The organism is Bradyrhizobium sp. AZCC 1678 (assembly GCF_036924765.1).
Classification (GTDB): domain Bacteria; phylum Pseudomonadota; class Alphaproteobacteria; order Rhizobiales; family Xanthobacteraceae; genus Bradyrhizobium; species Bradyrhizobium algeriense.
In genome coordinates this window covers 3,963,355-3,989,167 of sequence record NZ_JAZHSE010000001.1, presented here as the reverse complement: position 1 = coordinate 3,989,167, position 25,813 = coordinate 3,963,355, and the positions used below count along the sequence as shown (strand labels likewise).

The 25,813-nt window shown below is 62.8% G+C and carries 24 protein-coding genes and 1 pseudogene; 12 read left to right on the top strand and 13 right to left on the bottom strand.

Annotated features, from left to right (window positions below; translation table 11 throughout):
- Nucleotides 1-19 precede the first annotated feature (19 nt).
- The 7 genes from V1294_RS18730 to V1294_RS18700 form a co-directional block, all read right to left on the bottom strand.
- Entirely contained in the window at nt 20-979 is a 960-nt protein-coding gene (locus tag V1294_RS18730) for a catechol 2,3-dioxygenase (RefSeq protein ID WP_334499202.1), read from the bottom strand.
- A 131-nt stretch (nt 980-1,110) separates the two neighbouring features.
- Nucleotides 1,111-1,953, bottom strand: a complete 843-nt coding sequence (locus V1294_RS18725; protein ID WP_334499201.1) for a hypothetical protein — start codon at nt 1,951-1,953, stop codon at nt 1,111-1,113.
- Nucleotides 1,954-1,960: 7 nt separating this feature from the next.
- Nucleotides 1,961-2,653, bottom strand: a complete 693-nt coding sequence (locus V1294_RS18720) for a 4-carboxy-4-hydroxy-2-oxoadipate aldolase/oxaloacetate decarboxylase (RefSeq protein ID WP_334499198.1) — start codon at nt 2,651-2,653, stop codon at nt 1,961-1,963.
- Nucleotides 2,650-3,375: a PIG-L deacetylase family protein gene (locus tag V1294_RS18715; RefSeq protein ID WP_161853967.1), complete on the bottom strand. Its 726-nt coding sequence runs from the start codon at nt 3,373-3,375 to the stop codon at nt 2,650-2,652. Before V1294_RS18715 ends, V1294_RS18720 begins: the two co-directional genes overlap by 4 nt.
- A gap of 55 nt (nt 3,376-3,430) precedes the next feature.
- Entirely contained in the window at nt 3,431-4,435 is a 1,005-nt protein-coding gene (locus V1294_RS18710; protein ID WP_334499197.1) for a Bug family tripartite tricarboxylate transporter substrate binding protein, read from the bottom strand.
- Nucleotides 4,436-4,449: 14 nt separating this feature from the next.
- Nucleotides 4,450-5,352: an amidohydrolase family protein gene (locus tag V1294_RS18705; RefSeq protein ID WP_334499196.1), complete on the bottom strand. Its 903-nt coding sequence runs from the start codon at nt 5,350-5,352 to the stop codon at nt 4,450-4,452.
- 13 nt (nt 5,353-5,365) lie between these two features.
- Nucleotides 5,366-6,091, bottom strand: coding sequence for a TetR/AcrR family transcriptional regulator (locus tag V1294_RS18700; protein ID WP_334499194.1), 726 nt, complete (start codon nt 6,089-6,091; stop codon nt 5,366-5,368).
- Between the two features lie 123 nt (nt 6,092-6,214).
- On the opposite strand from V1294_RS18700, the gene V1294_RS18695 reads away from it, so the two are divergent.
- Together V1294_RS18695 and V1294_RS18690 are read left to right on the top strand one after the other, a co-directional pair.
- Nucleotides 6,215-7,015: an ABC transporter substrate-binding protein gene (locus V1294_RS18695; protein ID WP_334499192.1), complete on the top strand. Its 801-nt coding sequence runs from the start codon at nt 6,215-6,217 to the stop codon at nt 7,013-7,015.
- An 87-nt stretch (nt 7,016-7,102) separates the two neighbouring features.
- Nucleotides 7,103-8,080 carry a tripartite tricarboxylate transporter substrate binding protein gene (locus V1294_RS18690; RefSeq protein WP_334499190.1) on the top strand — a complete coding sequence of 326 codons (978 nt, stop codon included), beginning with the start codon at nt 7,103-7,105 and terminating at the stop codon, nt 8,078-8,080.
- 24 nt (nt 8,081-8,104) lie between these two features.
- On the opposite strand, the gene V1294_RS18685 is transcribed toward V1294_RS18690, so the two are convergent.
- Nucleotides 8,105-9,364 carry an MFS transporter gene (locus V1294_RS18685; RefSeq protein ID WP_334499188.1) on the bottom strand — a complete coding sequence of 420 codons (1,260 nt, stop codon included), beginning with the start codon at nt 9,362-9,364 and terminating at the stop codon, nt 8,105-8,107.
- A gap of 96 nt (nt 9,365-9,460) precedes the next feature.
- A pseudogene (locus V1294_RS18680) lies at nt 9,461-11,281 on the bottom strand (putative bifunctional diguanylate cyclase/phosphodiesterase); the annotation flags it as partial.
- Between the two features lie 561 nt (nt 11,282-11,842).
- On the opposite strand from V1294_RS18680, the gene V1294_RS18675 reads away from it, so the two are divergent.
- The 3 genes from V1294_RS18675 (at nt 11,843) to V1294_RS18665 (ending at nt 14,840) form a co-directional block, all read left to right on the top strand.
- A complete protein-coding gene (locus tag V1294_RS18675; RefSeq protein WP_334481483.1) occupies nt 11,843-13,600 on the top strand; it encodes an ATP-binding protein in 1,758 nt (585 codons plus the stop codon).
- Nucleotides 13,601-13,709: 109 nt separating this feature from the next.
- The gene (locus V1294_RS18670; protein ID WP_334499186.1) at nt 13,710-14,288 is read left to right on the top strand and encodes a peroxidase-related enzyme; all 579 of its coding nucleotides are present in this window, start codon (nt 13,710-13,712) and stop codon (nt 14,286-14,288) included.
- Nucleotides 14,289-14,348: 60 nt separating this feature from the next.
- Entirely contained in the window at nt 14,349-14,840 is a 492-nt protein-coding gene (locus V1294_RS18665) for an MgtC/SapB family protein (RefSeq protein WP_334499184.1), read from the top strand.
- Nucleotides 14,841-14,848: 8 nt separating this feature from the next.
- Here the strand turns inward: V1294_RS18665 and V1294_RS18660 are convergent, their stop codons facing one another.
- Nucleotides 14,849-15,469 (bottom strand): ParB-like protein, encoded by a 621-nt coding sequence (locus tag V1294_RS18660; RefSeq protein ID WP_334499182.1) that lies wholly within the window; start codon nt 15,467-15,469, stop codon nt 14,849-14,851.
- A 300-nt stretch (nt 15,470-15,769) separates the two neighbouring features.
- Between V1294_RS18660 and V1294_RS18655 the strand changes: the two genes are divergently transcribed.
- The gene (locus V1294_RS18655; protein WP_334499180.1) at nt 15,770-16,153 is read left to right on the top strand and encodes a hypothetical protein; all 384 of its coding nucleotides are present in this window, start codon (nt 15,770-15,772) and stop codon (nt 16,151-16,153) included.
- An 895-nt stretch (nt 16,154-17,048) separates the two neighbouring features.
- Here the strand turns inward: V1294_RS18655 and V1294_RS18650 are convergent.
- Complete coding sequence (locus V1294_RS18650; protein ID WP_334499178.1) at nt 17,049-17,387, bottom strand: hypothetical protein; 339 nt, start codon at nt 17,385-17,387, stop codon at nt 17,049-17,051.
- Between the two features lie 542 nt (nt 17,388-17,929).
- Here V1294_RS18650 and V1294_RS18645 point away from each other — a divergent pair.
- From V1294_RS18645 to V1294_RS18620, 6 genes are all read left to right on the top strand, one after another.
- Entirely contained in the window at nt 17,930-18,547 is a 618-nt protein-coding gene (locus tag V1294_RS18645; protein WP_334499176.1) for a GyrI-like domain-containing protein, read from the top strand.
- Between the two features lie 322 nt (nt 18,548-18,869).
- A complete protein-coding gene (locus tag V1294_RS18640; RefSeq protein ID WP_028346689.1) occupies nt 18,870-19,163 on the top strand; it encodes an acyl carrier protein in 294 nt (97 codons plus the stop codon).
- A 112-nt stretch (nt 19,164-19,275) separates the two neighbouring features.
- Nucleotides 19,276-19,749, top strand: a complete 474-nt coding sequence (locus V1294_RS18635; protein WP_108513696.1) for a 3-hydroxyacyl-ACP dehydratase FabZ family protein — start codon at nt 19,276-19,278, stop codon at nt 19,747-19,749.
- Nucleotides 19,742-20,944: a beta-ketoacyl-ACP synthase gene (locus V1294_RS18630; RefSeq protein ID WP_334499174.1), complete on the top strand. Its 1,203-nt coding sequence runs from the start codon at nt 19,742-19,744 to the stop codon at nt 20,942-20,944. Before V1294_RS18635 ends, V1294_RS18630 begins: the two co-directional genes overlap by 8 nt.
- Nucleotides 20,945-21,036: 92 nt before the next feature.
- Nucleotides 21,037-22,314: a beta-ketoacyl-ACP synthase gene (locus tag V1294_RS18625; protein WP_108513698.1), complete on the top strand. Its 1,278-nt coding sequence runs from the start codon at nt 21,037-21,039 to the stop codon at nt 22,312-22,314.
- Nucleotides 22,315-22,335: 21 nt separating this feature from the next.
- Nucleotides 22,336-23,271 (top strand): lipid A biosynthesis lauroyl acyltransferase, encoded by a 936-nt coding sequence (locus V1294_RS18620; protein WP_334499172.1) that lies wholly within the window; start codon nt 22,336-22,338, stop codon nt 23,269-23,271.
- Between the two features lie 257 nt (nt 23,272-23,528).
- Here V1294_RS18620 and V1294_RS18615 read toward each other — a convergent pair whose 3' ends face one another.
- Nucleotides 23,529-24,593, bottom strand: coding sequence for a polyamine ABC transporter substrate-binding protein (locus tag V1294_RS18615; RefSeq protein WP_334489719.1), 1,065 nt, complete (start codon nt 24,591-24,593; stop codon nt 23,529-23,531).
- Nucleotides 24,594-24,638: 45 nt separating this feature from the next.
- Nucleotides 24,639-25,811 carry an aminotransferase gene (locus V1294_RS18610; protein ID WP_334481499.1) on the bottom strand — a complete coding sequence of 391 codons (1,173 nt, stop codon included), beginning with the start codon at nt 25,809-25,811 and terminating at the stop codon, nt 24,639-24,641.
- Nucleotides 25,812-25,813: the final 2 nt, after the last annotated feature.

Below are 25,813 nucleotides of genomic sequence, written 5' to 3'. Positions count from 1 at the left end.
CCACGCGGTCCGATCGGGCTCAGCCGATCGTGACCGGCGGCGTACCGTGGGTGTGAAACGACTCGATCGTCTTCAGCCCCCACGCCTGGCCCTTCTTCCGTTCTTCCTCGGTCCAGACGATCGGCTTCCAGTCGGGCGCGAGGATGAGGCGCGCGCCGGCGTTGGCGACCTCGACGCGGTTGCCGCCGGGCTCATAGACGTAGAGGAAGAAGGTCTGCTGGATCGCGTGCTTGTGCGGGCCGGTCTCGATGTGGATGCCGTTTTCGAGAAAGATGTCGGCGGCGCGCAAAATTTCCTCGCGGCTGTCGAGCGCGTAGGTGACGTGGTGGAAGCGTCCGGCCTTGCCGTAATGATCGCGGGTATAGGCGAAGTCGTAGCTCTTGTTCGACATCGTCATCCACATCGCTGCTTCCGTGCCGTCGTTGAGCACGATCTGCTCGGTGGTGCGGAGGCCCAGATAGTTTTCGAAGAACAGCCGGTTGGCCTTGATGTCCACCGCGAGGCAATTGAGATGATCGAGCCGGCGGACATTGACGCCGCGCGCCGGAAACCGCTGCGCCTGGTTCTTCAGCGCTGGCTTGAGCTCGGGCGGCGGCTGATACCACTCGGTCTCGTAATAGAGCTCGACGATATGGCCATCGGGATCGCGGCAGCGAAACGCCGGCCCCTGCCCCATGTCGCCGTCAACCCAGCCGATGTCGAAGCCCGAGCCCTTCAGCGCGGCGACGCGGCGCTCCAGCGCCTGCGGGCTGCGGGCACGCAACGCCATGTGCTCCATGCCTGATGTCTTCGAGGCCGTCAGCTTGAGCGAATAGCGCTCGTAATCATCCCAGCCGCGCAGATAGACCGACTCGCCCTTCCGGCCGCTGACCGTCATGCCCATAACGTCGACGAAGAATTTCAGGCTCTCGTCTGGCTTCGGCGTCAGCAATTCCATGTGGCCGAGATGGGCGAGGTCGAAAATCGGCTCGGGGGTCATTGGCGGTCTCTCTCGTAGGGTGGGCAAAGCCACCGGGTCGCGCGAATGCGCGCCCGATGACAGGCTCCGCGTGCCCACCAGTTCAAACCACATGGTGGGCACGGCGCAATGCGCCTTTGCCCACCCTACAATTACAGCGCTCGCGTCACGTCGTCGAACAGTTCATCCACCGCGAACGCGCGCGGAATGAGTTTTTGCTGTGTGGAGTAATCGATAATCAGTTCCAGCGAACGCTGCATCTCGTTTCGGCCAAAACGCGGCACCGCGGATGACGCGGCGGCAGATTCGGCGAGCAGCCGATGGACCTCCCGCACCACGTCCGGGTGCTGGTCGGATAAGGTCCGGCTCACCACCACCATGTGGTTGATCGGCACCACCTTGTGTTTCCCAAACCACGCCTTCTCTTCGGCGGCAACATCGGCGAACAGCGGCTTCAAATCGGGATGATCCGATTTTTCGCCCAGCACAGCATCAAGCTCGCCGTCGATCAGCATCTGCACGATCTGCTTGCCCGCGCCCGCCCGCTTGGTCGTGTCTACGAACTCAGCGACATGGGCGTCCTCGAACGTCACCCAGTCGATCGAATCCAGATCGACGCCACAATCATTGGCAAGAATGCCGCGCAGCCATGCGCCGGTCGTAGTGGTGAAGGAGCGAATGCCGACGCGTTTGCCATTGAGGTCACGCGGCGCGAGCTTTCCCGCTCTTGCATTGTAGAGCGCGTGCCCGTGCTGAAACCGCGCCAGCACAACATCCGGCAGCAGCACCATCGGCTTGCCGAACGATTTCGCCATCAGGTAAGTGACGATCGCCATCTCCGAGACGTCGAACGCCCCTTCGCGGACCATCGGCTTGAAGCCCTTGTTGGTCGGCGAATACTCTGCGAAATCGAGCTCGACCAGATCCGATCCGATCGATCCACTCTTCAGCGCCGACGTACCTGGATGGTCGCCGAGCAAAGTGCGCAGGCGCATCGCCACCTCAGTCGTCCTCCAGCTCGTCGACATAGACGAGCCCGGCCTTCGCCAGCGGCTCGCGCATATTGTACATGTCGAGCCCGAGCACGCCCGAAGCGAGCTGCCTGCGCTTGCCGTCTTCGTCGGCAACGCGCTTCTCGCCCCTCGCGACCACGTCGGCGGCATCCTTGCGCCCGATCACCACCACGCCGTCATCATCGGCGACCACAGCATCGCCCGGCACCACATTGATGCCGGCGCAGACCACCGGCACGTTGACCGCGCCGAGCGTCGCCTTGACCGTGCCCTTGGCCGAGATCGCCTTCGACCACACCGGAAAGCCCATTTCACGAAGCGATTTGGCGTCGCGAATGCCGGCGTCGATAACGAGTCCCTTGACGCCGCGCACCATCAGCGAAGTCGCGAGCAGATCGCCGAACATGCCGTCGGTGTTGTCGGTGGTGCAGCCGACCACCAGGATGTCGCCGGGCTGGCACTGCTCGACCGCGACATGGATCATCCAGTTGTCGCCGGGCTGCGCCAGCACGGTCACGGCGGTGCCCGATGTCTCGGCCCCGCTCCAGACCGGGCGCAGATAGGGCTTCATCAGCCCGAAGCGGCCATAGGCCTCGTGCGCGGTGGCGACGCCGAGCGCGCCGAGTCGTTTCACGAGTTCGGCATCGGTTCGCTTGATGTTGCGGACGACGACCGTCTTCATGCCAGCTCCTCCATCGCCATCGGGAACAGCCGCTGATAGGCCTCGCCATAAGTCATCGGCTTGCCCGTATTGCGGCCGCCCTGCACGCCCCGCTGCAGCGCCACCCGCTCGTAATAGGCCCACAGGTGCTTTTGCGCGGCGAGAATTTCGAACGTTTTGCGCTTGATCTCCCAGACCTCGTCGATGTTGAGGATCACCTGCGGCTTGAAATTGCACATCTCCGGCTGATGCGGTTCGAACAAAAACACCGGCGGCGCGGAATAAGTATATTTGGCGCCGGGCTTGTGACCCATCGCCTGCGCGACCACGCGGGTTTCCTGCGCGAAGTGCGCCGCGTTTGGATGATCGAAATTATAGGGATCCTCCAGCGCGTGCGTCAGCACGAAGGACGGATTGAGTTCGCGGTAGATGTCGACCATGCGGTCGAAATGCTTATCCGTCAGCCGCAGCGGATAGTCACCGGCGTCGAAGAATTCGATTTCCGCACCCAGCATCTCCGCCGCGCGCTGCGCCTCGTCGCGCCGTCCGGCCTTGACCTTCTCCATCGTCGCGCCCGCCTCCTTCCAGGCGAACTGGCTTTCGCCGCGCTCGCCGAACGACAGACAGGCAATCTTGACGCGATAACCTTTCTTCACATGCAGCGCGATCGCGCCGCCCGCGCGCCAGACGAAATCGCCGGGATGCGCCGTGACCACCAGGCCCGTTTTGCCAGCATTGCTCATGATCGGGATTTCCTCCTTCGCTTGTTGCACGTGGCCGGCCGCACCGGCCGCGTGACTATTGTTTGGCAATTCCTGCCCGCTCGATCACTACTGCCCATTTGTCGATATCGGCCTTGAGCCGGTTGAGGATTTCCTCGGGTGAGCTGGCCTTGGCCTCGATGCCGAGATCGAGCGCGCGCTTCTTTAACTCCGGCATTTCGAGCACCGCGCGCAACGCGGCGTTCAGCGTCGCGATCACCTCCGGCGGCGTGCCCCTGGGTGCAAAAATCGCGTTCCAGGACCGTGCCTCGAAATCGCCGCCGCCTGCTTCCTTCACGGTCGGAACATCAGGCAGGAATGCGGTGCGGATCGTATCCGAAGACGACACGGCAATGGCCGCCTTGTCGGCAACATGCGACTGCACCGCGCTGTAGTTCTCGATCGCCATCTGGATATCGCCGCGCAGAAGCGCGATCAGCACATCCGGCGAACTGCGGAACGGCACGATGGTGACATCGACACCGGCGGTCGATTTGAACAATTGCGCGGCGAGGTTCTGGGTCGACCCGACGTTGATGGTGCCGACATTGAGCGTGCCGGGTTTTGCCTTGGCCGCCTTGATGAATTCAGCCAGCGTCGGATAAGGCGTGCCGGCCTGGGTGACGAAGATGAAGTCAAAATAACCCATGCTCGACACCGGAACGAAGTCAGTCACCGGATTGAAGCCAAGGTTCTTGAACAACGATACCGAGATGGCGGTGCCGTTGCTCAGCAGCGCCAGCGTGTAGCCGTCTGGAGGCGCGGACAGCACTGCGCGCGCGGCGTTGATGCCGCCGGCGCCCGGCATGTTCTCGATGACGAAGCGCTGGCCGAGCTTTTCGCCGAGTTTTTCGGTAACGAGCCGCGCCGTGACGTCGGCAACGCCGCCCGCGCCGAACGGCAGGATCAGCCGCACCGGCCGGTTCGGATAGTTTTGCGCGTCGGCGATTTGCGACAACAACAATGTCGCGGCCAGCGCAGCCATCCCGGCGAACGACGCGCGGCGCCGGCTCACGGCGTATCGCTCGCGCTTGTCCGCCATCGCACAACCCTCCTTCAAAACTCGAACAGCCGCGCCGGATTATCGACCAGGATCTTCTGCTGCAGCTCGGCCTCCGGCGCAAACAAGGGAATGAGGTCGACCAGATCACCGTCGTTGGGCATCACCTTGACGTTCGGGTGCGGCCAGTCGGTCCCCCAGATCACGCGATCGGGCGCGGTCTCGATAATACGCCGCGCGAACGGAACCGCGTCGTGGAAAGGCGGGCCGCCGGAGGACACCCGCTCGCAGCCGCATACCTTGACCCAGCATTTCTCGTCCCGCGTCATCAGGTCAATCAGGGTCCGGAACGGTAGCTGGTCGAGGCCATCGGATGCCTTGACGCGCCCCATGTGATCGATGGTGTAGCGCACCGGCAATTTTGCCAGCATCTCGGCATATTCAGGCAGGTCGATCGCATCGAAATGCAGGTCGATGTGCCAGCCGAGCGACGCCACCATCGCGACGATGCGATGGAACACCCTCATGTCAGGCACCCCACCGAGATGGCGCACGAAGTTGAAGCGGCAGCCGCGAAACCCGCCTTCATGCAGCTCGCGAAGGCCGCGCTCGGTAATGCTATCGTCGATATTGGCGACGGCGCGAAAGGTTCCATCGCTCACGGCGATGGCATCCAGCGCCACCCGGTTGTCGGTGCCGTGCACGCTGGCATTGACGATGACCGCGCGGCCGATCCCGATCTTCCTGTGCAGCGCCCGGAAATCCTCCAGCGGCGCATCGGGCGGCGTATAGGGCCGTCCCGGCGCATAGGGGTATTTATCACCTGGGCCGAAGATGTGGGTATGCGCGTCACACGCCAGCGCCGGGAGCTTGAACTTCGGCGTTCGTGTATCGGGATCGGGTCCGGGAATCGTCGGCTTGTGCATGGTGCCTTCTGCAGTTTCTTGGTCGCGCTTCATGGCGTCTCGATACTCATGAAGTCGAATTTTCTTTCCGCTTTCCAGCAGCGCCCTTTGCGGGCGGCTGGGTGGACTTCGTCTGGCGTGAGGCTGTGTCGAGATGATCTACATCTGACGCCTGCAACGAGGCGACCGTCGACGCGACGAGTTGCTCGATCGCTTCCGCCATATCAGCGCCATCGGCTTCGCCGCGCGACAGCCGCGTGACCCGTTCCGGACTGACGAGGGTATAATAGAGTGCGCCGAGCAGGAACTGCGACCGCCACACGATCGTCGTCCGCGGCAGATGCGGCAGGCTTTCCTCGATCGCCTCGATGAACGCGTTGGTGGTGTCGTCGAATATCTCGGCGATGATGCGCCCCACCACGGCATTGCCTTCGGCCGACATTACGGCGCGCAGCCGCGTGAACCGCGCCCCGCCGCCGGCAAGGTCGCTGCTCGATGAAAACGCCGGCTGCACATAGGCGCGCACGATCGCTTCCAGCCGGTCCTGGACGTCGCGCACGCGCCGTGCCGCCACCAGCAACTCGATGCGGCGCTTGTTCATCGGCCCGCAATGGCGCTTGTAAATTTCGAGCAGCAAGCCGTCCTTGCTCTTGAAGTGATAGGTGATGCTGCCCGGATTGGCGCCCGCCTCCAGCGCGATGTCGCGGATCGACACGGCATTGAAGCCCTTGGTCGAGAACAGCAGCTCGGCCGCGCTCAGGATGGCTTCCCGCATGTTCGGATTTCGCGTCATGGCATTTGCTTTCCGTTCTCGAGTTTTGTACGTTTGTACAAAATAGCAGGTCTAGTCAACAAACATCCGGGTGGCGAGCAGCCACCGCGACTGGCCCCGGGGATAACAAGGGAGAACCGCCGGATGCGCCGGATCATCGTTGCGTTCTTGATCGTTGCCGGCGCACTGGCTTGGCGTGGCGTCGGCCCTGCCATCGCGGCCGATCCGGATCCACGCCTGATACTGGCGCCATCAGGCGTATTGCGGGCCGGACTCTATCCGGGCACGCCGACCTCGATCCTGCCGGATGCCGGATCGGGTGAGCCGCGTGGCGTCGGCTACGATCTCGGCAAGGAACTCGCGCGCCGGCTTGGCGTCCCCTATGAGCCGGTCGTGTTCGCCAAGAACGCCGAAGTGCTCGCCGCTGTCAAAAGCGGAGAGGTCGACGTCGCCTTCACCAATGCGACGCCGGTACGGGCGCGGGATATGGACTTTGGCCCGCCCTATCTCGAAATCGAGCTCGGCTATCTCATCCCGCGCGGGTCCGCGCTGACGACGCCGGCGGAGGTAGATGCACCGGGACTACGCGTTGGCGTGACCGCAGGCAGTTCTTCCGACGCCACCCTTTCGCGCGACTTCAAGCATGCCCAGATCGTTCGCGCCGCCACCTTCGACGTCGCGATCGAGATGATGTCGGCCGGCGCGATCAATGCCTACGCGACCAACAAGGCCACGCTGTTCGAAATGGCGGAGAAACTGCCGGGGTCGAAAGTCCTCGAAGGCCGCTGGGGGATCGAGCGGCACGCCATCGCCATTCCCAGGGGACGCGAGCAGGCAATGGCTTTCATCCGCCAGTTCACCAACGAGGTGAAGTCGGAAGGCGTGGTCGGAGCCGCGATCGCGCGCGTGGGGTTGCGCGGCGCCATGATTTCGGCCGCGGAGTAGCGATGTCCACGCTGCAGCTTCGCGCATGAATGAGGTGCACGCATGAAATTCTCAAATGATACGCCCAGCCAAAAAGGACCTTTTCTCATGCCATCACGCAGAACAATCATCCGCAGCATCGCCGTCGCCGCCCTGTTTACGCTGGCCGGCACCAACGTTTATGCGGAGCCGTTCCCGACCAGACCCGTGCGTATCCTGGTGCCCTACGCCGCCGGCGGCGCCGTCGACGTGCTGGCGCGCACGCTCGGGCAATCGCTGTCGAAGACCTGGGGACAGCAGCCGGTCATCGAAAATCGTCCGGGCGCCGGCGGGACTATCGCGTCGCAGGCGCTCACGCAATCGGCGCCGGACGGTTACACGCTGATCCTGGTGGCAAGCGGCCATCCGCTGAACCAGTTCTTCTATCCAAAACTGCCCTACGACACCTTCAAGGATTTTACCGCCATCAGCGAGATCGCCTATTCGCCGCTGGCGATCGTGGTGTCCAAAAACAGCCCGGTGAAGAATTTGCAGGAGTTGCTGGCGACCGCACGCGAAAAGCCGGAGTCATTATCGTATGGCATGTCCGGCAACGGCACCTCGGCCCATCTCGCCGGCGAGTTGCTCAACCACATGGCCAAGGTCAAGATCCAGGCGATCCCCTACAAGGGCGGCGCCCCTGCCCTCACCGCCGTGATATCAGGCGAGGTTCCGATGAGCGTCAATCCGCTGCCCGAGGTCGTCGGCCAACTCGAAGGCAATGCGGTGCGCGCGCTTGCGGTGACGACGGCGCAGCGCTCGAAGGCATTGCCTGACGTTCCCACGATCGCGGAGGCAGGCATCCCCGGCTATGACGCCTCGGTCTGGTGGGGTTTTCTCGGCCCCGCCGGCATGGCGCCTGACCTGGTCGCCAGGATCCACGCCGACCTTGCCGCCACGCTGAAAGATCCGGTGGTTCTGACCGCGCTGGAAAAGATGGGCGCCACGCCGGTCGGCAACTCGCCCAAGGATTTCGACGCCTTCATGCGCACCGAGGCCGCGAAATGGGAGCTGGTGCTCAAAGAGGCGAACATCAAGATGCAGTGAGGTCATCGAGCCGGCTTTGCGCGGTCACCGCGCATTCGCCGGCGCGTGCACGTGCCACAGATCGGCGCGCCAGTGCAGCATGACCGCCAGCATCAAGGCGAGGCCGGCCGCCGCATAGAGTGTTCCAGTCGCCGCAAATCCGATCTCGTCGATCAGACTGCCGGCGGCCAATAGGCCGATCGGCAGGCCATAGATCACCATCATGCGCACGCCCATCACCCGGCCGCGGAAATTCTCGCTCGCGGTCCGCATCAGGATGACGGCGATCGAGATCATGGCGAGGCTTTGCGAAAAGCCGGCCACCACCAGGCACGCAATCGCGGTCGGCACGGTCTGCATCTGCACGAAGATCAGCAAGGTCGCGTACCAGACGACGGTGGCGCCGATCATGAGCCGCGCCACCCGGAGATCGCGGATCAAACTCAACACGATCGAACCGGCCAGCGAGCCGATTGCGAAACTCGCCGACAGATAGCCAAGCCCGGTCTGGTTGGTGCCGTAGATCGCCCTGGCGATGTAGGGCAGCAGACCGTTGGAGAGCGGATAGGCCGTCAGGTTGGCGAGGAACGCCACCCACAGCGCGGCCTGCATCCGCGGCGTGGTCCAGACATAGGCCACTCCCTCCTTGAGGTCGCGCAGCGGCGAACGCTGCAACGCCTCGCTGGCAGCCGCGCCCGCGAGTTGCGGCTTTGCCGGAGCCACGATGCACAGCATCAGCGCGGTAGCAGTAATATAAAGGCAGACGATCGCCACATAGGCCGGGCCCATGCCGAGCGCGGCAAACAATCCGGCGCCGCTCAGCGCGCCGGCAATGCGCGCGGTATCCATCGTCGTGCGCGAGATGCTGATCGCCCCGATCAACTGGCCATGCGGCATGATGGTCGCCACCAAAGCGCCGCGCACACCGAGGTCCGATGGGCGGACGATGCCCATCACGGCCGCGACCATGAAGACATAGAGCGGCGCGAGCTGGCCGGACAACACCAGCGTCGTCAGCACGGCCGCCAGCACCGCGTAGGTCGCGCGCATCATCGCCAGGAGATCGCGGTGACCGATCCGGTCGCCGACGACACCGAACATCGGCGCTACCAGTGTCCCTATATAGCCGAGCGAGGCGAACAGAGTGAGCAACAGCACCGAACCGGTCTCGACCAGCACGTACCAGCCGAGAATCAGCGTCTCCATCTCGAACGCCCACGAGGTGAGCAGATCGGCCGGCCACTGAAAACGATAATTCCTGATACGGAATGGTGCGAGCGCTGAAGGCCGCGCGGGCTCGCTCAAGATGCGTTGTCGCGGTTCATCGCGGTCCACCCTGCTCTGTTTCTTGTTATGCAGAACTGGATAGCAAGCCGCGCCCGGCGTTTCAAGCCGCCGACTTCAAGCAGCCGACATGGCCCTGCCGCGGTGCGTGAGCAACAACCGCCTCACGTCAGTGGCCGGTATCGCGGGACTGAACAGATAGCCCTGCATTTCGTCGCAGCCGAGGATGTACAGCAGATTCCGCTGCTGCTCGGTTTCGACACCCTCCGCCGTCGTCGTCATGTCGCTGGCGGCCGCGATGTTCACCACCGCCTGGACGATGGAGGAGGACGCGCCGGGACCGGCGATATCCTTGATGAAAGACCGATCGATCTTGATCTTGTCGAACGGGAAACGCTGCAGGTAGCTGAGCGAGGAATAGCCGGTGCCGAAATCGTCCAGCGCGATCCGAACGCCCAGCTTGCGCAATTGATGCAGCATGTCGAGCGCCGCCTCGTCATCGCGAATGAGAACGGCCTCGGTGATCTCGAGTTCCAGCCTGCTGGCGGGAAGGCCGCAAGCCGCGAGTGCCGCCGCCACGTTCAACGCCAGCGACGGGCTCCTGAACTGCACCGGCGAGACGTTGACCGCGACGCGAACATGATCCGGCCAGGTGACGGCCTCGGCACAGGCGGTATTGAGCACCCACAGGCCGAGCTGATTGATCAGGCCGCTGTCTTCCGCGATCGGGATGAATTCCGCCGGCGAGATCATGCCGCGTTCGGGATGCCGCCACCGCAACAGCGCCTCGCAGGAACTGATCTTGCCGTCCTCGATGTTGACCACCGGCTGATAGTAGGTCTCCAGGCCGCCATTGTTGATCGCCTGACGCAGCTCGAGCTCCAGGCTGCGCCGCGCTTTGGCGCGCTGATCCATGCCGGTCTCGAAGAAGCGGTAGGTCCGCCGTCCGTCGCCCTTGGCGCCGTAGAGCGCGAGGTCCGCATTCTTCAACAACTGGTCGAGGTCCACCCCGTCGCCGGGGGCCACCGCTATGCCGATGCTGGCATCGGTCGTGATCAGATGTCCCAAACATTCCAGCGGCTGCCTGATCGCCGAATGGATTACATCAACGAGCTGAGTGGTTTCCGGCCGGTCCTTGATGGCGGTCTGAATCACGGCGAACTCGTCGCCGCCGAGCCGGGCCGCCACATCGGTTTCCTTGAGGCATCCGCGCAGGCGCTCGGCGACGCCTTTGAGCAGTTCATCGCCGATCGGATGGCCGAGCGCGTCGTTGACGCTCTTGAACTCGTCGATGTCGATATAGAGCACCGCCAGTTGCTCGCCGGGCCGTATCGCCTTGAGCGACTGTTCCAACCGTTCGCGGAACAGGATCCGGTTCGGCAGGTCGGTCAATCCGTCGTAGTGCGCCAGATGCGCGATCTTCTCCTCTGCGCGCCGTCGCGAAGTGACGTCCTCGATGGTCGCGACCCATCCGCCGCCCTTCAGCGGCCGGTTGATGATCTCGATCGCCCGGCCACCCGGCGCTTCCGTCAACTGACGCGTCGCCTTGCCGAGCGACACTGTCTTGATGATTGCGTTGCAGAACTCGTCGACGTCGCCGTCGAATGATCCGGTTTGCTTCCGGTGGGCGATCAGCCGCTGCATGGTGCAGCCGGGCTTGGCCACGTCAGGCGACAGTCCGAACATGTCGAGATAGGGCTGGTTGCAAATGATGATCCGCGCGGATGCATCATAAAGAACAAGGCCTTGTGGGATGTTGTTCACGGCAATCGAGAGCTGGCGCCGCTCGGCCGCCAGCCGCCGGTCGGTCAACCGGTCACGCCGCAGCAGCAGTCCGGCGGCCACGGCCAGAACGGCGACGAGCGCCAGTAGCAGGCGTTCGCGAAGACTCCATCCCGAGGTCGCAATGCCGCCGACAACCGCCGCCGCGAGCAGCACGCAGCATGCCGCAAGCCGCGTGATCGTCGCGGCCCTTTCCGCAGGGCCGGCAGAATCGCTCGACATTTGCTGGCCGCTGTCGATGTCCACCCGAAATGGCTCCCCGCGCATCCCCCGCCAAGATGTCCCGGTTTGGCGACGGGCCCTGCGTCAGATGAAAAGTTAGCGTGCGATCGGACGCTGCTACGACGCCCCTGCGATACTGTTACGCAACACAGATGGAAGGCGCGTTACAACTTGCGGTTAGCAATCGGTTACCTTGCACACGCGCTGGCTCCAATCCGCGATCCGGCATCGGAGGTTACCGAGGCGTGACCGGCGGGCGGCTGCACTCGTGCGCGGTGGTAAACGAATAATTAATCCGAAGCCTGCGTCGCGCGCGGCCGGAAATGCAAGAAAGCCCTTATTTTCCAGCGCAACTGATACCCGACGACGATGACGGGACGGTGCCGCAAAAACGAATCCTGACCGAGATGCCGCAGATTTAGCCGATACGAAACCCCGCCTGTTTAACCGTTTCGCTAGCCGGCGCTGCCCATAATGGGGGTCAGACCCCAATTCATGAGATCCAACACCGTGACATCCTTCGGACGTGTGATTTCCGTGCGAGGCTCCCTCGCCCGGGTCGGACTTCTGGCGTCGGGCCAGGTGCCCGTCTCCGAAGCGCGCGCCACCGTCGGCCGCTTCATCAGTATTCGCTGTGCGACGGCCACCACCATCATTGCAATGATCACCGAGGTGTCGTGCGAGAACCAGCCGAGCTCCGATGAATACATGGCGACCGCGTCGGTCGACCTGCTCGGCGAGATTTCCGGCGGGGAGCGTCCCAAGTTTCAGCGCGGCGTGACCAACTATCCGACCATCGGCGATGCCGTCGACCTCGTCACCGCCGAGGACCTCCGCACCGTCTATGCGCCGAGCGGGGCGGATCAGATCAATGTCGGCACCCTGCAGCAGGACCGCTCCGTCATCGCCTATGTCGACGTCGAGGAGATGCTTTCCAAGCACTTCGCGGTGCTCGGCTCCACCGGCGTCGGCAAATCGACCAGCGTTTCGCTGCTGCTCAACGAGATTCTTAAAGCCCGGCCGAACCTGCGGGTATTCCTGCTCGACGTCCACAACGAGTATGGCCGCTGCTTCGGTGACCGTGCGCTGGTGCTCAACCCGCGCAACCTGAAACTGCCGTTCTGGCTGTTCAATTTCGAAGAGATTGTGGACGTCCTGTTCGGCGGCCGCCCGGGCGTGCCCGAAGAGCTCGACGTCCTCGCCGAGGTCATCCCGATGGCGAAGGGTCTCTACACCCAGTATCAGAACTCCGACCGGCTCGGGCTCAAGCGCTTGGACCCGAAGTCCGGCGGCTACACCGTCGATACGCCGGTGCCCTACCGGCTGACCGATCTGATCTCGCTGATCGATGAACGGATGGGCAAGCTGGAGAACCGCTCCTCGCGCATCATCTATCACAAGCTGATGTCGCGCATCGACACCGTGCGCAACGATCCGCGCTACACCTTCATGTTCGACAACGCCAATGTCGGCGGCGACACCATGGCGGAGGTGATCAGCCATCTGTTCCGCCTGCCCGCCAATGGCCGGCCGATGACCATCATGCAGCTCGCCGGCTTCCCTGCCGAAGTCGTCGATTCCGTCGTGTCGGTGCTGTGCCGCATGGCGTTCGATTTCGGTCTGTGGAGCGACGGCGTGTCGCCGCTGCTGTTCGTTTGCGAAGAGGCGCACCGCTACGCCTCGGCCGACCGCAACATCGGTTTCGGCCCGACCCGGAAAGCCGTTTCGCGCATCGCCAAGGAGGGCCGCAAATACGGCGTCTTTCTCGGCCTCGTCACCCAGCGTCCGGCAGAACTCGACGCCACCATCATCTCCCAGTGCAACACGCTGTTTGCGATGCGGCTTGCCAACGACCGCGACCAAGCGCTGTTGCGCTCGGCGGTCTCGGACGCCGCCGCGAACCTGTTGTCGTTCGTACCCTCGCTCGGCACCCGCGAAGTGCTGGCCTTCGGCGAAGGCGTGGCGCTGCCGACGCGCCTGCGCTTCAAGGAGGTTCCGGTCCATCAGTTGCCGCGCAGCGAAGCCACCATCGCGTCGGTGCCTTCGGTCTCCGCCGGCCATGACATGCATTTCGTCTCCGCCGTGCTGGATCGCTGGCGCGGCGCCACCTCGAACCGCGACGTGCCGAACGATCCCGGCATCAACGACCGGCCCGCCGCCCGCGTCATGACGCCGGTGGAAGCGCCGATGCTGCAGCCCTCGATGGGGCTGGACCCCGACCGCTTCTCGCTGCTGAAGAAGCCGCTGCGCTGAGGCCGGAAGCGTTCGCGCGGGATTCTTCGCGCGGGCCGGTATCCACCTCACCGCAAAAAGCTATATGGTCCCGGCAACGCCGCCTTGCGGCCTCAGTCGGAACCCTTTCATGAGCAAGCCCGCCACCACACGATTTCAAGCGCCCGCCATCGACAAGCTGCCGGAGGACATCCGCACCCGGATCCTTGCGGTGCAGGAGAAATCCGGCTTCGTCCCGAACGTCTTCCTGACGCTGGCTTACCGTCCGGACGAATTTCGCGCCTTCTTTGCCTATCACGACGCGTTGATGGAAAAGGACAGCGGGCTTTCCAAGGCCGAGCGCGAGATGATCGTGGTGGCGACCTCCGCCGCCAACCAGTGCCATTACTGCGTGATCGCCCATGGCGCGATCCTGCGCATCCGGGCCAAGAATCCTGTCATCGCCGACCAGATCGCTGTCAACTTCCGCAAGGCCGACATCACGCCACGGCAGCGCGCCATGCTCGACTTCGCCATGAAGGTGAGCCAGCAGGCCAACACAGTTTCGGAGAGGGATTTTGCGGAAGTTGCCGGCCACGGCTTTTCCGACGACGACATATGGGATATCGCCGCGATCGCAGCCTTCTTTGCGCTGTCGAACCGGCTTGCCAACGTCACCGCAATGCGCCCGAATGACGAGTTCTACATGATGGGACGGCTGCCGAAATGACCTGAGAATTAGCCCAAGGCTTAGCCCAAGGATTAGCCTGGGCCCCGGAGGTTTCCCGCGTTGCTGGACTGGAGCGAAATCATACTGCGTCTCGGCATCGCCACGTTCGCGGGCGGGTTGATCGGTCTCAACCGCGATCTGCACGGCAAGCCGATCGGATTGAAGACGCTGGGGCTGGTCAGCCTTGCAACGGCCATGCTGCTGGTGATGGCCCATTCGGACGAGGCCAAAATCGTCTCGGATGCCGGCAGCCGGGTGATACAGGGAATCCTGACCGGGATCGGCTTTCTCGGCGCCGGCGTCATTGTCCACGCAGGAGGTCAATTCGGGGTTCGCGGGCTCACCAGCGCCGCCTGCACCTGGCTGGCTGCCTGTATCGGAATTGTCTGCGGTCTCGGACAATGGCGGTTGGTATTCATCGCATTGGTCATCACCTTCGCGGTCTTGACCGTTGGCGGCCGAATGGAACGCTGGCTGCACAAGAGGCTTGGCGGCGAGGACGAGGCCGAACAGGAACCGCCTCCGGCCTCTTCGCAGGACAAATCGAAATAGCTGCCGGTTCAATCGGCGGGTCCGCACCAGCCCGGCAGATAGACCGCGTCCCTGCTCCTGGCAAAGCCGAGCGCCTTCTCCATCGCCTTGTCGAAATTCACCTCGACGCTTTTGCGCGAGATTTTGCGGCGCAGAAAATCCGCCCACAGAAATTCGCTGAACGGAGTGATGTCCTTTGCAAAGCCGCCGACGCGGCGCAATTCTCCGGCGAGGCTGCGGAACGGATCGTCTGCCAGGCCCGTGACCGACTTCGGCAGGTCCTTGAAGTGCCGCCGTTCGCCCTTGGCGTCGTAGGGATAGGCCCATCGCTTGTGATCCATCACGGTCCAGAACGCCTCGCGCTCGACCATGGTGAGATCGCCGATGACCGTGACCAGAACATGCTCGACGCCCTCATCATGCAGAGCACGCGCCAGATGATGATGGTCGACGACGTAATGGTGCTCGTCCGGCCCGAGCACGACCGGGATCATGTGCTTGCCGAGCAGCTCGGCGCGTTTCTTTTCCGACTTGTGCTCGCGCCAGCGCTCGCGCTTCTCCTTCACCTCTCGCAGGCCGACCGTCATCTGGGTCGGACGCAGTGACAGGATCGGGATCGGCTTGAGGATCGGGTCGCGCGTATTGGCCATGGTTGCCCCTCTGCTTCAATCCTCGTGCCCGAACCCGCAAAACTGCGCTGTGGCAAACTTTTATCATGGCATGATGGTGCGGGCCCTCAAATGGCTGCGACCCGAGGTTTGCGGCAGGCATGCCAGGATTTGGCGGAAGCCAAAGGCCACGGGCTTCCGATCGGCGGCAGCGGTTCCATCAGACGTTGCGCGGATGGATGGCTGCCCCGCGTCCGGCACGATTTCATGCTGCAAGATTTGATGTTGGAAGCGCTGCCGCTGTGCTAAGAAAGGCGCAGGATTTTTCGCGGATCTGCGGCAGTGAAAACCCAGCGGCCCATTATTTCGGACGACGAGCACGTCGTGCTCAAGTTCCGGCCGCGCACCTCCGCCCACCCGCCGGGCGGACGGGAAGAACCCGATCCGGCCAAGATACCCAACACCAAGACGCCCAACACCAACACGACCAACACCAACACATCGCCCGCGGCGAACGATCTGTCCCGCTACGAGCGGCCGCGCGACGAGGGCGACGATTTCCGTCATCGCATGCTCGCCAATGTCGCCGCGCTCGCCTTCACCGTGGCGCTGACCGCCATCGGCATCTGGCTTGCGGTCAGCATCGCCGATCTGCGCAAGACCCAGGATTGCGTGCTGATGGGCCGCCGCGACTGCGCCCGGATTTCGGTGACGCCGCTGGAGTAGTTGGTCACGATCGTCGCACCAAATCAGATCGTCATACCCGCGAAGGCGGGTATCCAGTACGCCGCGGCCTCTCGATTCAATCACTACTGTCTCTGGAATGCTGGGTCACCCGCCTTCGCGGGTGACGACACCTGAATGTGCGTTCGCGATCTCGCGGCGCACAGCGCCCGAGGTTTGCATGACGTTGTCCCTCCTGAGAGGGAGCAGGGAATGCCGGGTGCTTGCTGCACCCGCGGTCTCGTGTGCAAGATGGAGATGGAGGCGCACACGAGCATACAGGTACAGCCGGAGCACTCCGGCATTCCCTGCGCAATGGGTTGACGGCTTATGCCGCGCTCTCCCTGGAGACGAATTCGTCTTGCCTCCATCACTGCCGGCTTGATGGCTGATCGATCCGGTTGGATCAAATTCACCACCGACAGCTTGGCACCAGCCACGGGTGTCGGGACCACACGGTTTTGCCGTACGCTTCAGCGCCGTACGTCCTGCGCGCTGTATTCGCTCACGGATAACCGCCCTGCGAACAACTTCTCGCGCCTGACGCTGCCGCGTCCACCGCAACCCGTCCCAACGTTCGTGACGATGGCCAACGCCCCTCTTCTTCAGGACGGGATGGCCGGAGTTTTAGGGGTGATTTGGGGTCGCGGCAAAGCAGATTATTTTTGCAACCGAGACTGGACGGGGCAAATCACGTTGAAGTCGTTACGAAAAATCGCGCGATCGCGCACAGCCGATTGCTCCCTCGCCACCCCGCCGTGGAGCCGATCCGGCGTTAGCGACAGCGTAATCCGCCGTTTCGACAAAGGTGTGAATTCACGACGTCGGCGCAGCAGTGGCGTGGCGGATTATGCCATCGGCTGATCCGCCGAACTGACCAATCTGGTTCGCAGATCCGCTACCGCCTCGCGCTGCGCCACTGCCAAACGACGTTCGCGACCCCGAAGCCGCAGATCAGCAGCAACAGCACAGCGATGACGGGATTGTCGGCGAGGTAGGCCACCGCGGCGAAGCCCGCGAAAGCCAACATCGATAGCGCCGAGGAAACCGCGAACCGCCGCCGGATTTCCAAGGGTATCGACCGATTGAACAGCACGTACATCATGTAATATCGCGACGAAAGCTCATCGGCGAATTGAAGCGGATAGTATTTGCGCGCATCCGCGTCTGCTCGCTGGAGCATCCATCCCGACACCAGCAACAGTGCACCGCTGAACGCGACCAGAAAGCCCTTCACGATGCGAGCCTCTGGGCTCGCTCGTGCGACCTGATCGTTGCAGTAATCGCGCCAACTACTCCAAGGGACTTCATCCGGCGCATCCTGGTTACTCCGCAGGACGCGGCAAATTTCGATGATATCGAACCGCACGGTAGCTTGATCGCGCGCCCAGCCCTCTGCGCGTGTGGCGGTCCAGCCAAACTGCTTCGTTTACGCCGCCAATGCCGCGAAGCGCTGCTCCAAGGCTGACTAGGGCAAGCATGCAAAGGGCCTGTATCGACATGGCGATACGCCACGGCACTTACATGCGCTGTTCGATTCGTCGGATCGGCCGCAGCAACCGGCTGCATCGCAAAAAAGCCCCTGCCCGTCTCTCATCAGCGCGTGTGCGTGCATCGGTTTTCAACTCAACATAACAGGAAAACCACGATGCGCAAGCTACAGTTGTATGATCTAATGATGCGCTTTCGACACGTGGAGCGCAGCGATGTCAATCACTTGCGGCCAGAGACGGCGATGGGTTTACTACGTTCTATCCATCCTACGTACTAAAGACGAGCATGGACAAGATCGATTTCAAGAAGAAGCTCTCAGCGCTCTACAGCGCGCCTAATGGCAGTTTTGCTACCGTCGACGTGCCGGTCATGAAATTCGTCAAGATCGACGGCAAAGGCGATCCCAATCGTGATCCAGCCTACACGCGTGCCATCGAGTGGCTGTACTCCGTGAGCTACGCGATGAAATTTGCCACCAAGACCAAGTCGGGAAAAGACTACGTCGTTCCGCCCCTCGAAGGCCTTTGGTGGGCTGACAATCCCGACGATTTTGTCAGGCGCCGCAAGCATCTGTGGCAATGGACGATGATGATCATGGTGCCCGACTTCGTTGAGCGGTCCCTGTACGAGGCTGCCCTGGCAAGGTCGCGCGACAGGCTCGGGGAGCCTCCGGTTTCGCTGCGCCTTGAGCCATTGGACGAAGGGCGATGCCTGCAGACGCTGCATATCGGCAGCTATGACGACGAAGGCCCGACACTCGCCAGGCTTCACAACGAGATTATGCCTGCGAAGGGGGTGACGTTTGCAGGGCCACATCACGAGATCTATCTGAGCGATGCACGCAAGACGCCACCGGAAAAGCTCAAGACGATTCTGCGGCAACCAGTCAGAAGCGCTGGCTGAAGGCCACGCCCTTTACCCATCAATTGCGGACAAGGCGGCGATGGGTTTCGCTTCCGCCTTCGCTCGTTGAGCTACGGCGGGACAAGTCGCTCTACCCATCCTGTGGATGCAATTGACTCTCCTATGCCCGGCGCGTGTCCCCAAAACGGCCGTTTCTGCCCAAAATCCATCCCCGCCCGCCTAGCCCCTTTCCATTGAACTCAGCCCCCTGCTCCGATATACGGGCTCTCGACTCCGGCCGAGGGGAACAAGGCTTCCGGGGCCGTTCACCCGCCTCCTCCGAGCCGTTCCGGATTATCTCCAATATATCAAAGGCTTAATGATGTCTTCCACATTCGATCAGATCGCCAACATTATCGCGGAGACCTGCGACATTCCGCGCGACACGATCAAGCCGGAGAGCCACGCCATCGACGATCTGGGAATCGACAGCCTGGACTTCCTCGACATCGCCTTTGCCATCGACAAGGCGTTCGGGATCAAGATGCCGCTCGAAAAATGGACCCAGGAGGTCAATGACGGCAAGGCCACGACCGAGCAGTATTTCGTGCTGCAAAATCTCGCCGATCGCATCGACGAACTGGTCGCCGCCAAGAATGCAGCCCCGGGCGCCTAGAGCCATTTCCGTTCCGATTGAATCGGAACGGGGCTCTAGATTCTTGGTTTTGACGCGTTTTCTTGACGCGAACCGGCCTCCACTTCGCTGGAAAACGCTTTAGTCGCCCGCCATGAACCTTGATTACTTTCAGCTCATCGACCGCATCGTCGACCTCAATCTCGACGAGAAGAAAATCACGGTCGAGGCCCAGGTTCCGGCTGTTCACACCATCTTCGAAGGGCATTTTCCGGGTTTCCCTATCATGCCCGGCGTGCTGCTGACCGAAGCGATGGCGCAGAGCTCCGGCTGGCTGATACTCGGCGTCCTGAAGTTCGAGCGCATGCCGTTCCTGGCCATCGTGAAGGAAGCCAAGATGCGGGGTTTCGTCAGTCCCGGTCAGTTGCTGACGATCGAGGCGAAGCTCGAGCACGAAGGTTCCGGTTTCGCCGTCACGAAAGTCAAGGGACGCGTCGGCAAAGAACTCAAGTGCAGCGCTGAACTAACCTTCGGTCTCACCCCCTTCCCCGACCCGGCCCTGCGCGTGCACATGGACGCAAAGGCCAACGAGATCGGCTTCCCACTGCAGGCGATAACGCATGACTGAACCAAAATCCGCAGGCGCCAAGGAAGTCTGGATCACCGGCATCGGCATCGTCTCCTCGCTCGGCGAGGGACTGGATGCGCATTGGGATGCGCTGAACGCCAGGAAGATCAACGTCGACGACAAGCGGTTTGCGCCCTACATCGTGCATCCGCTGGCGCCGGTGACGTTTGACGCCCAGATCCCGAAAAAGGGCGATCAGCGCCAGATGGAAGCGTGGCAGCGCATCGGCACCTATGCCGCAGGGCTGGCGCTGGATTCGGCCGGCATCAAAGGCGACAAGGAAATCCTGGGGCGGACGGACATGATCGTCGCCGCCGGCGGCGGCGAGCGCGACCTTGCGGTCGACCTCGCGATCATGACCGCCGATGCCAAGGGCAATTCCAGCCCCGGCTTTCTCAACGAACGGCTGATGAACGATTTGCGACCGACACTGTTTCTCGCCCAGCTCTCCAACCTGCTCGCCGGCAACATCGCCATCGTGCACGGCGTGTGCGGAACGTCGCGCACCTTCATGGGCGAGGAAGCCGCCTCCATCGACGCGGCGCGGATCGCGCTTGCCCGCATCGAATCCGGACAGAGCGAGATTGCCCTGGTCGGCGCCGCGCATAACGGCGAGCGGTCCGATCTGCTGGTCCTCTATGAATTCGGCGACTTCAATCTGAAAGAGAAGTACGCCCCCGTCTGGCAGCGCGAAGGCCGAAGCGGTTTTGCGCTCGGTTCCGCCGGCTGTTTCCTGGTGCTGGAATCCCGCGAGCACGCCGAAGCGCGCGGCGCCAAGCCCTATGCAAAACTGACCAAGGTGGTCGCCGACCTCGCGCAGCGCAAGCAGCCGGGCGCGGTGACCAAATCGCTGGAAGCGCTGTGGCCGAAGCTCGGCATCGCCGGCGACAGCGGCAATCTGATCACTGGCGCGACTGGCGCCGAGCCGGTGACCTCGGAAGAAAAGGCGTTTCTGCGCCAGCATCCGGGATTCGCGGTGCGCGCCACCGGAACGATGTTCGGCCACACGCTGGAGACCCAGTTTCCGCTGGGCCTGGCGCTCGCCGCGCTTTCGCTCTCCCGCGGCGCGCTGTTTCCGCCCAACGATCCGACCGGGCTTGAGGTTGAAAAGGCTGATGCCCCGGACCAGATTGTGGTGGTGGGGGCCGGTCACTGGCAGGGCGAAGGCATGGCCCTGGTCGAGGCCGTCAAGTAGAGCGCGATCGGGAACGCTTTCGGCGGGATCACAGCCGAGAGCAGAAACTAGCGCGAGAGCGCTTTCAGTTACGGCGCAACATCGGGGGAACCATGTCAGCACCATCAGATAAATTCGGCAGGCCGATCGTCGTCGTCACCGGCATGGGTGTGGTGACGTCGCTCGGCGCCGGCAAGACGGACAATTGGCGCAAGCTAACCGCGGGCGAATCCGGCATCCGCACCGTGACGCGGTTCCCGATCGACGGGTTGAAATCGACCATGGCGGGCACGGTCGATTTCGTCACCGTCGATCCCGTCACCTCGACGGGATTGACCGAGCGGCTGGCCGAAATGGCCACCGAGGAAGCGCTCGAACAGGCCGCGATCGGCGCCAAGGCCGATTTTCCCGGACCGCTGTTTCTCGCGGTAGCGCCGGTCGAGGTCGAATGGCCGCAGCGGCTCGAACTCGGACGCGCGATCGGCAAGACCGAATTCGGCTATGACGACATGCTGCGCCTCAGCGGCGGCGGCCGGTTCACAGCCTACCATCACCGTTTCATGTTCGGCTCGGTGGCGAGCCATCTGGCCGAAGCGTTCGGCACCAAGGGCTCGCCGATCTCGCTGTCGACGGCCTGCGCCTCCGGCGCGACCGCAATCCAGCTCGGCGTCGAGGCGATCCGCCGCGGCGATGCGGACGCGGCGCTCTGCGTGGCGACCGACGGCTCGGTCAATCCGGAAGCGATGGTGCGGTTCTCGCTGCTGTCGGCGCTATCGACGCAGAACAATCCGCCGCAGGCCGCCTCAAAGCCGTTCTCGAAGAACCGCGACGGTTTTGTCATGGCGGAAGGCGCCGGCGCGATGGTGCTGGAAAGCTACGAGTCCGCTATCGCCCGCGGCGCGAAGATTCTCGGCGTGGTGGCCGGCTGCGGCGAGCTGACCGACTCGTTCCACCGCACCCGCTCCAGCCCGGACGGCAAGCCGATCATCGGCTGCATGCGCAAGACGCTGGCGGATGCCGGTCTCGAACCGGAGCAGATCGACCACATCAACGCGCACGGCACCGCGACGCCGGAAAACGACAAGATGGAATACAACACGACCGCGGTCGTGTTCGGCGAGCATCTGCCGAAGATCCCGGTGTCGTCGAACAAGTCGATGGTCGGGCATACGATTTCGGCGGCCGGCGCCGTCGAGGCGGTGTTCTCGCTGCTGACGCTGGAGCACCAGCGGATTCCGCCGACCATCAATTACGAGATTCCGGATCCGGCGATCCTGTTCGATGTGGTCGGCAATACCGCGCGCGACGCCAAGGTCACCGCCGTGATGTCGAACTCGTTCGGTTTCGGCGGGCAAAACGCCTCGCTGATCCTGACCCGCGAACCGGTCTAGTAGGCTAGCTGCCTCGCAAACATGAACCGCCTGTTCCTACGCACCAAGGCGCGCCTGCGCGACGCCGTAAAGCCTGTGGCGGAATTAGCCGTCGGCGCGCTGACGATCGTGCTGCTGCGCACCACGCGCTTTTTCGATCCGGACAAGACCGCGAATTTCTTCGGCCGTGCCACCCGCTTCATCGGACGACGGCTGCGTGAGGACCGCATTGGGCGTGAGAATCTTAAGGCCGCTTTCCCTGAGAAATCGCCCGAAGAGATCGAAACGATCTTGGCCGGCGTGTGGGACAATCTGGGCCGCATCGGCGCCGAGTTCGCCCATCTCGATCACATCTGGGACTACGACGTCGAGCATCCGGACAAGCCGAGCCGCGTCGAGTTCGGCGCGCGGACCAAGCAGATTTTCGACCACCTGCGCGACGACGGCAAGCCTGCGATCATCTTCGCGAGCCATCTCGGCAATTGGGAGATCCCGGCGCTCGGCGCGGTCGCCCATGGGCTGGACTGCGCGATCCTGTTCCGCCGCCCCAACATCGAGTCCGCCGACCGCGCCATCGAACGGATCCGCGCCGTCAAGATGGGCACGCTGGTGCCGGCCGGCCGCGAGGCGCCGCTCAAGCTCGCCGAGGCCCTGCAGCGAGGCCAGCACGTTGCGATGCTGGTCGATCAATACATGGGCAACGGCGTCGAGGTGACGTTCTTCGGCCGCAAGACCAAGGCCAACCCGACACTGGCGCGGCTGTTGCGGCAGGTCGATTGCCCCGTGCACGGCGTGCGCATCATCCGCCTGCCCAACCACCGCTTCCGCGCCGAACTGTCCGAAGAGGTCAAGCCGGTGCGCGACGCCTCGGGCCAGATCGACATCCAGGGCACGATGCAGGCGGTGACGTCAGTGATCGAAGGCTGGGTGCGGGAATATCCGGACCAGTGGCTCTGGCTGCACAGAAGGTGGCGCTAGCGTCTCTCTTGTAGCTCGCCTATCCGCCGAACAGCAGGCCGAGGCTCCATGCCTTCATCGCGACCGTCGATGCCAGGACAAAGATAATCTGCAGCAGCGTGCGCGTTGAAAAGAACGTGAGGATGTTGGTCATGTGATGCTCCTGGAGGGAGCTATAGGTTCTGCGTCGGGTTTCGGCAAGGCTACATACTAAAAGCATCAACACTGTCATTCCGGGATGGTGCGTAAGCACCAGACCGGGAATGACGGTAGACCCATCACCTCCCCGTCTTCACCCTCGTCCAGAGCCGGTTGATGACGCGCTGGGTGGCGGGGTCGCGGGCCTGGATGACGAACAGCTTTTTCTGCGTCGCCTCGTCCGGATAGATATTTTTGTCGTTGAGGATCTTTGGATCGACCAGCTTCTGGCTCGCCAGATTGCCGTTGGCATACGACAAAAAGTCCGAATTCTTCGCCGCGACGTCCGGACGGTAGAGATAGTTGATCAGCTCGTAGGCCTCCGCGACGTTCTTCGCATCCGCCGGGATCGCGAGATTGTCGAAGAACATCTGCGCGCCCTCTTTTGGAATCGTGTAGCCGATCTCGATGCCGTTCTTGGCTTCCGCCGCGCGGCTGCGCGCCTGCATGATGTCGCCGGACCACCCCACCACGAAGCAGATTTCGCCTGATGCCAGCGCGCCCAGATATTCCGAGGAATGAAACTTGCGCACGTTAGGCCGGATCTTGCTGACGAGCTCGGCGGCCTTCTCCAGATCGGCCTGCCTGGTCGAGTTCGGGTCGATCCCGAGATAGCCGAGCGCAGCGGGCAGAATGTCGTCAGCGGAGTCCAGCATGTGGATACCGCAGTCTTTGAACTTGGCGAGGTTCTCCGGCTTGAAGACGATGTCCCAGCTATCGATCCTGGCGTCCGGCCCGAGGATTTTCTGCATCGTCTTGACATTGTAGCCGATGCCCGTGGTGCCCCACATGTAGTTGGCGGCGTAATTGTTGCCGGGATCGTAGGTCGCGAGCTGGCCGGTCACGACAGGCCAGGCGTTGGCGAGGTTCGGCAGCCTGGACTTGTCGAGCTTGAGAAAAACCTTTGCCGTGATCTGACGCTGCAGGAAATAGCCGGTGGGAACCACGACGTCGTAGCCCGACTTCCCTGCCAGGAGCCGCGTCTCCAGCGTCTCGTTGGCGTCGAACGTGTCGTAGACCACCTTGATGCCGGTCTCCTTGGTAAAGTCCTCCAGCACCCCCGGGGCCATATAGTTCGACCAGTTGTAGAAGTTGACCGTGCGTTCCTGCGCCCAGGTGGGCGAGAGCGACAGCGCGACTGTCATCACGCCGGTCAGGCGAAGCAAACTTCGGAGAAGGTCGCGCATCTGCTACCTCTTGCGACGGCCGCGCACCGCATCCGACAGGCGCTCCAGTGCGGTATCCAGCGTTTCGTCTTTCTTGGAAAAACAGAACCGCACCACCGAGGTCACCGCGTCCTGCTCGTAGAACGCCGAAACCGGAATCGCAGCGACTTTATAATCGCTCACAATACGCTTGCAGAACTCGACGTCGGTTTCGTTGAGCCCGAGCGGCGACAGGTCGACGGTGAGAAAATACGTGCCCTGCGATTTCAGCACGGGAAAGCCGATGCTCTCCAGTCCCTTCGTCAAACGGTCCCTGCTCCGCGCCAGCTCCTTGCGCATGTCGTAAAAATATTCATCTGGCTTGCCGAGGCCGTAGGCGACCGCGGCCTGCAGGTTCGGCGCAGTGGTGAAGGTCAGAAACTGGTGCACTTTTGCAGCCACGCGCAGCAGCGGCGGCGCGGCGCAGACGAAGCCAACCTTCCATCCCGTCAGCGAAAAAATCTTGCCGGCGCTGCCGACCTTGATGGTGCGGTCGCGCATGCCCGGGATCGTGATCAGCGGGATATGCTCGCGGCCGTCGAAGACGACGTGTTCCCAGACCTCGTCACAGATCGCGATGGTGTCGAACTGCTGGCAGTACCGCGCCAGCAATTCGAGGTCTTCGCGGGGATAGACCACCGCAGCCGGGTTGAGCGGGTTGTTGAACAGCACCGCCTTGGTCTTGGAATTGAATACGCTGGCCAGCATCTCTTCCGTCAGCCGCCAGCCCGGCGGTTCGAGCCGCAACAGGCGCGGAATACCGCCGGCCTGGCGGATGATCGGCAAATAGCTGTCATAGACCGGCTGGAACACCACGACCTCGTCGCCGGGTTCGACGACGGCGAGAATGGAGGCCGTCAGCGCCTCGGTGCCGCCCGAGGTCACCATCACCTCGGTCATGGGATCGAGTGAGAGCTTGTGCCAGCGTCCATAATGGGCCGCGATCGCCTGCCGCAGTTCGGGAATGCCCATCATCGACGGGTATTGGTTGTAGCCGTTCACCGTCGCGTCGGCCGCGGCGCGGCGGATGTCCTCCGGCCCGGGATCGTCGGGAAAGCCCTGGCCGAGATTGATGGCGTTGTTGTCGCGGGCGGCCTGCGACATCGCCTCGAACACGGTGACCGGAAGGTCGGCAAAGACCTTGTTCATGGATGTCATGA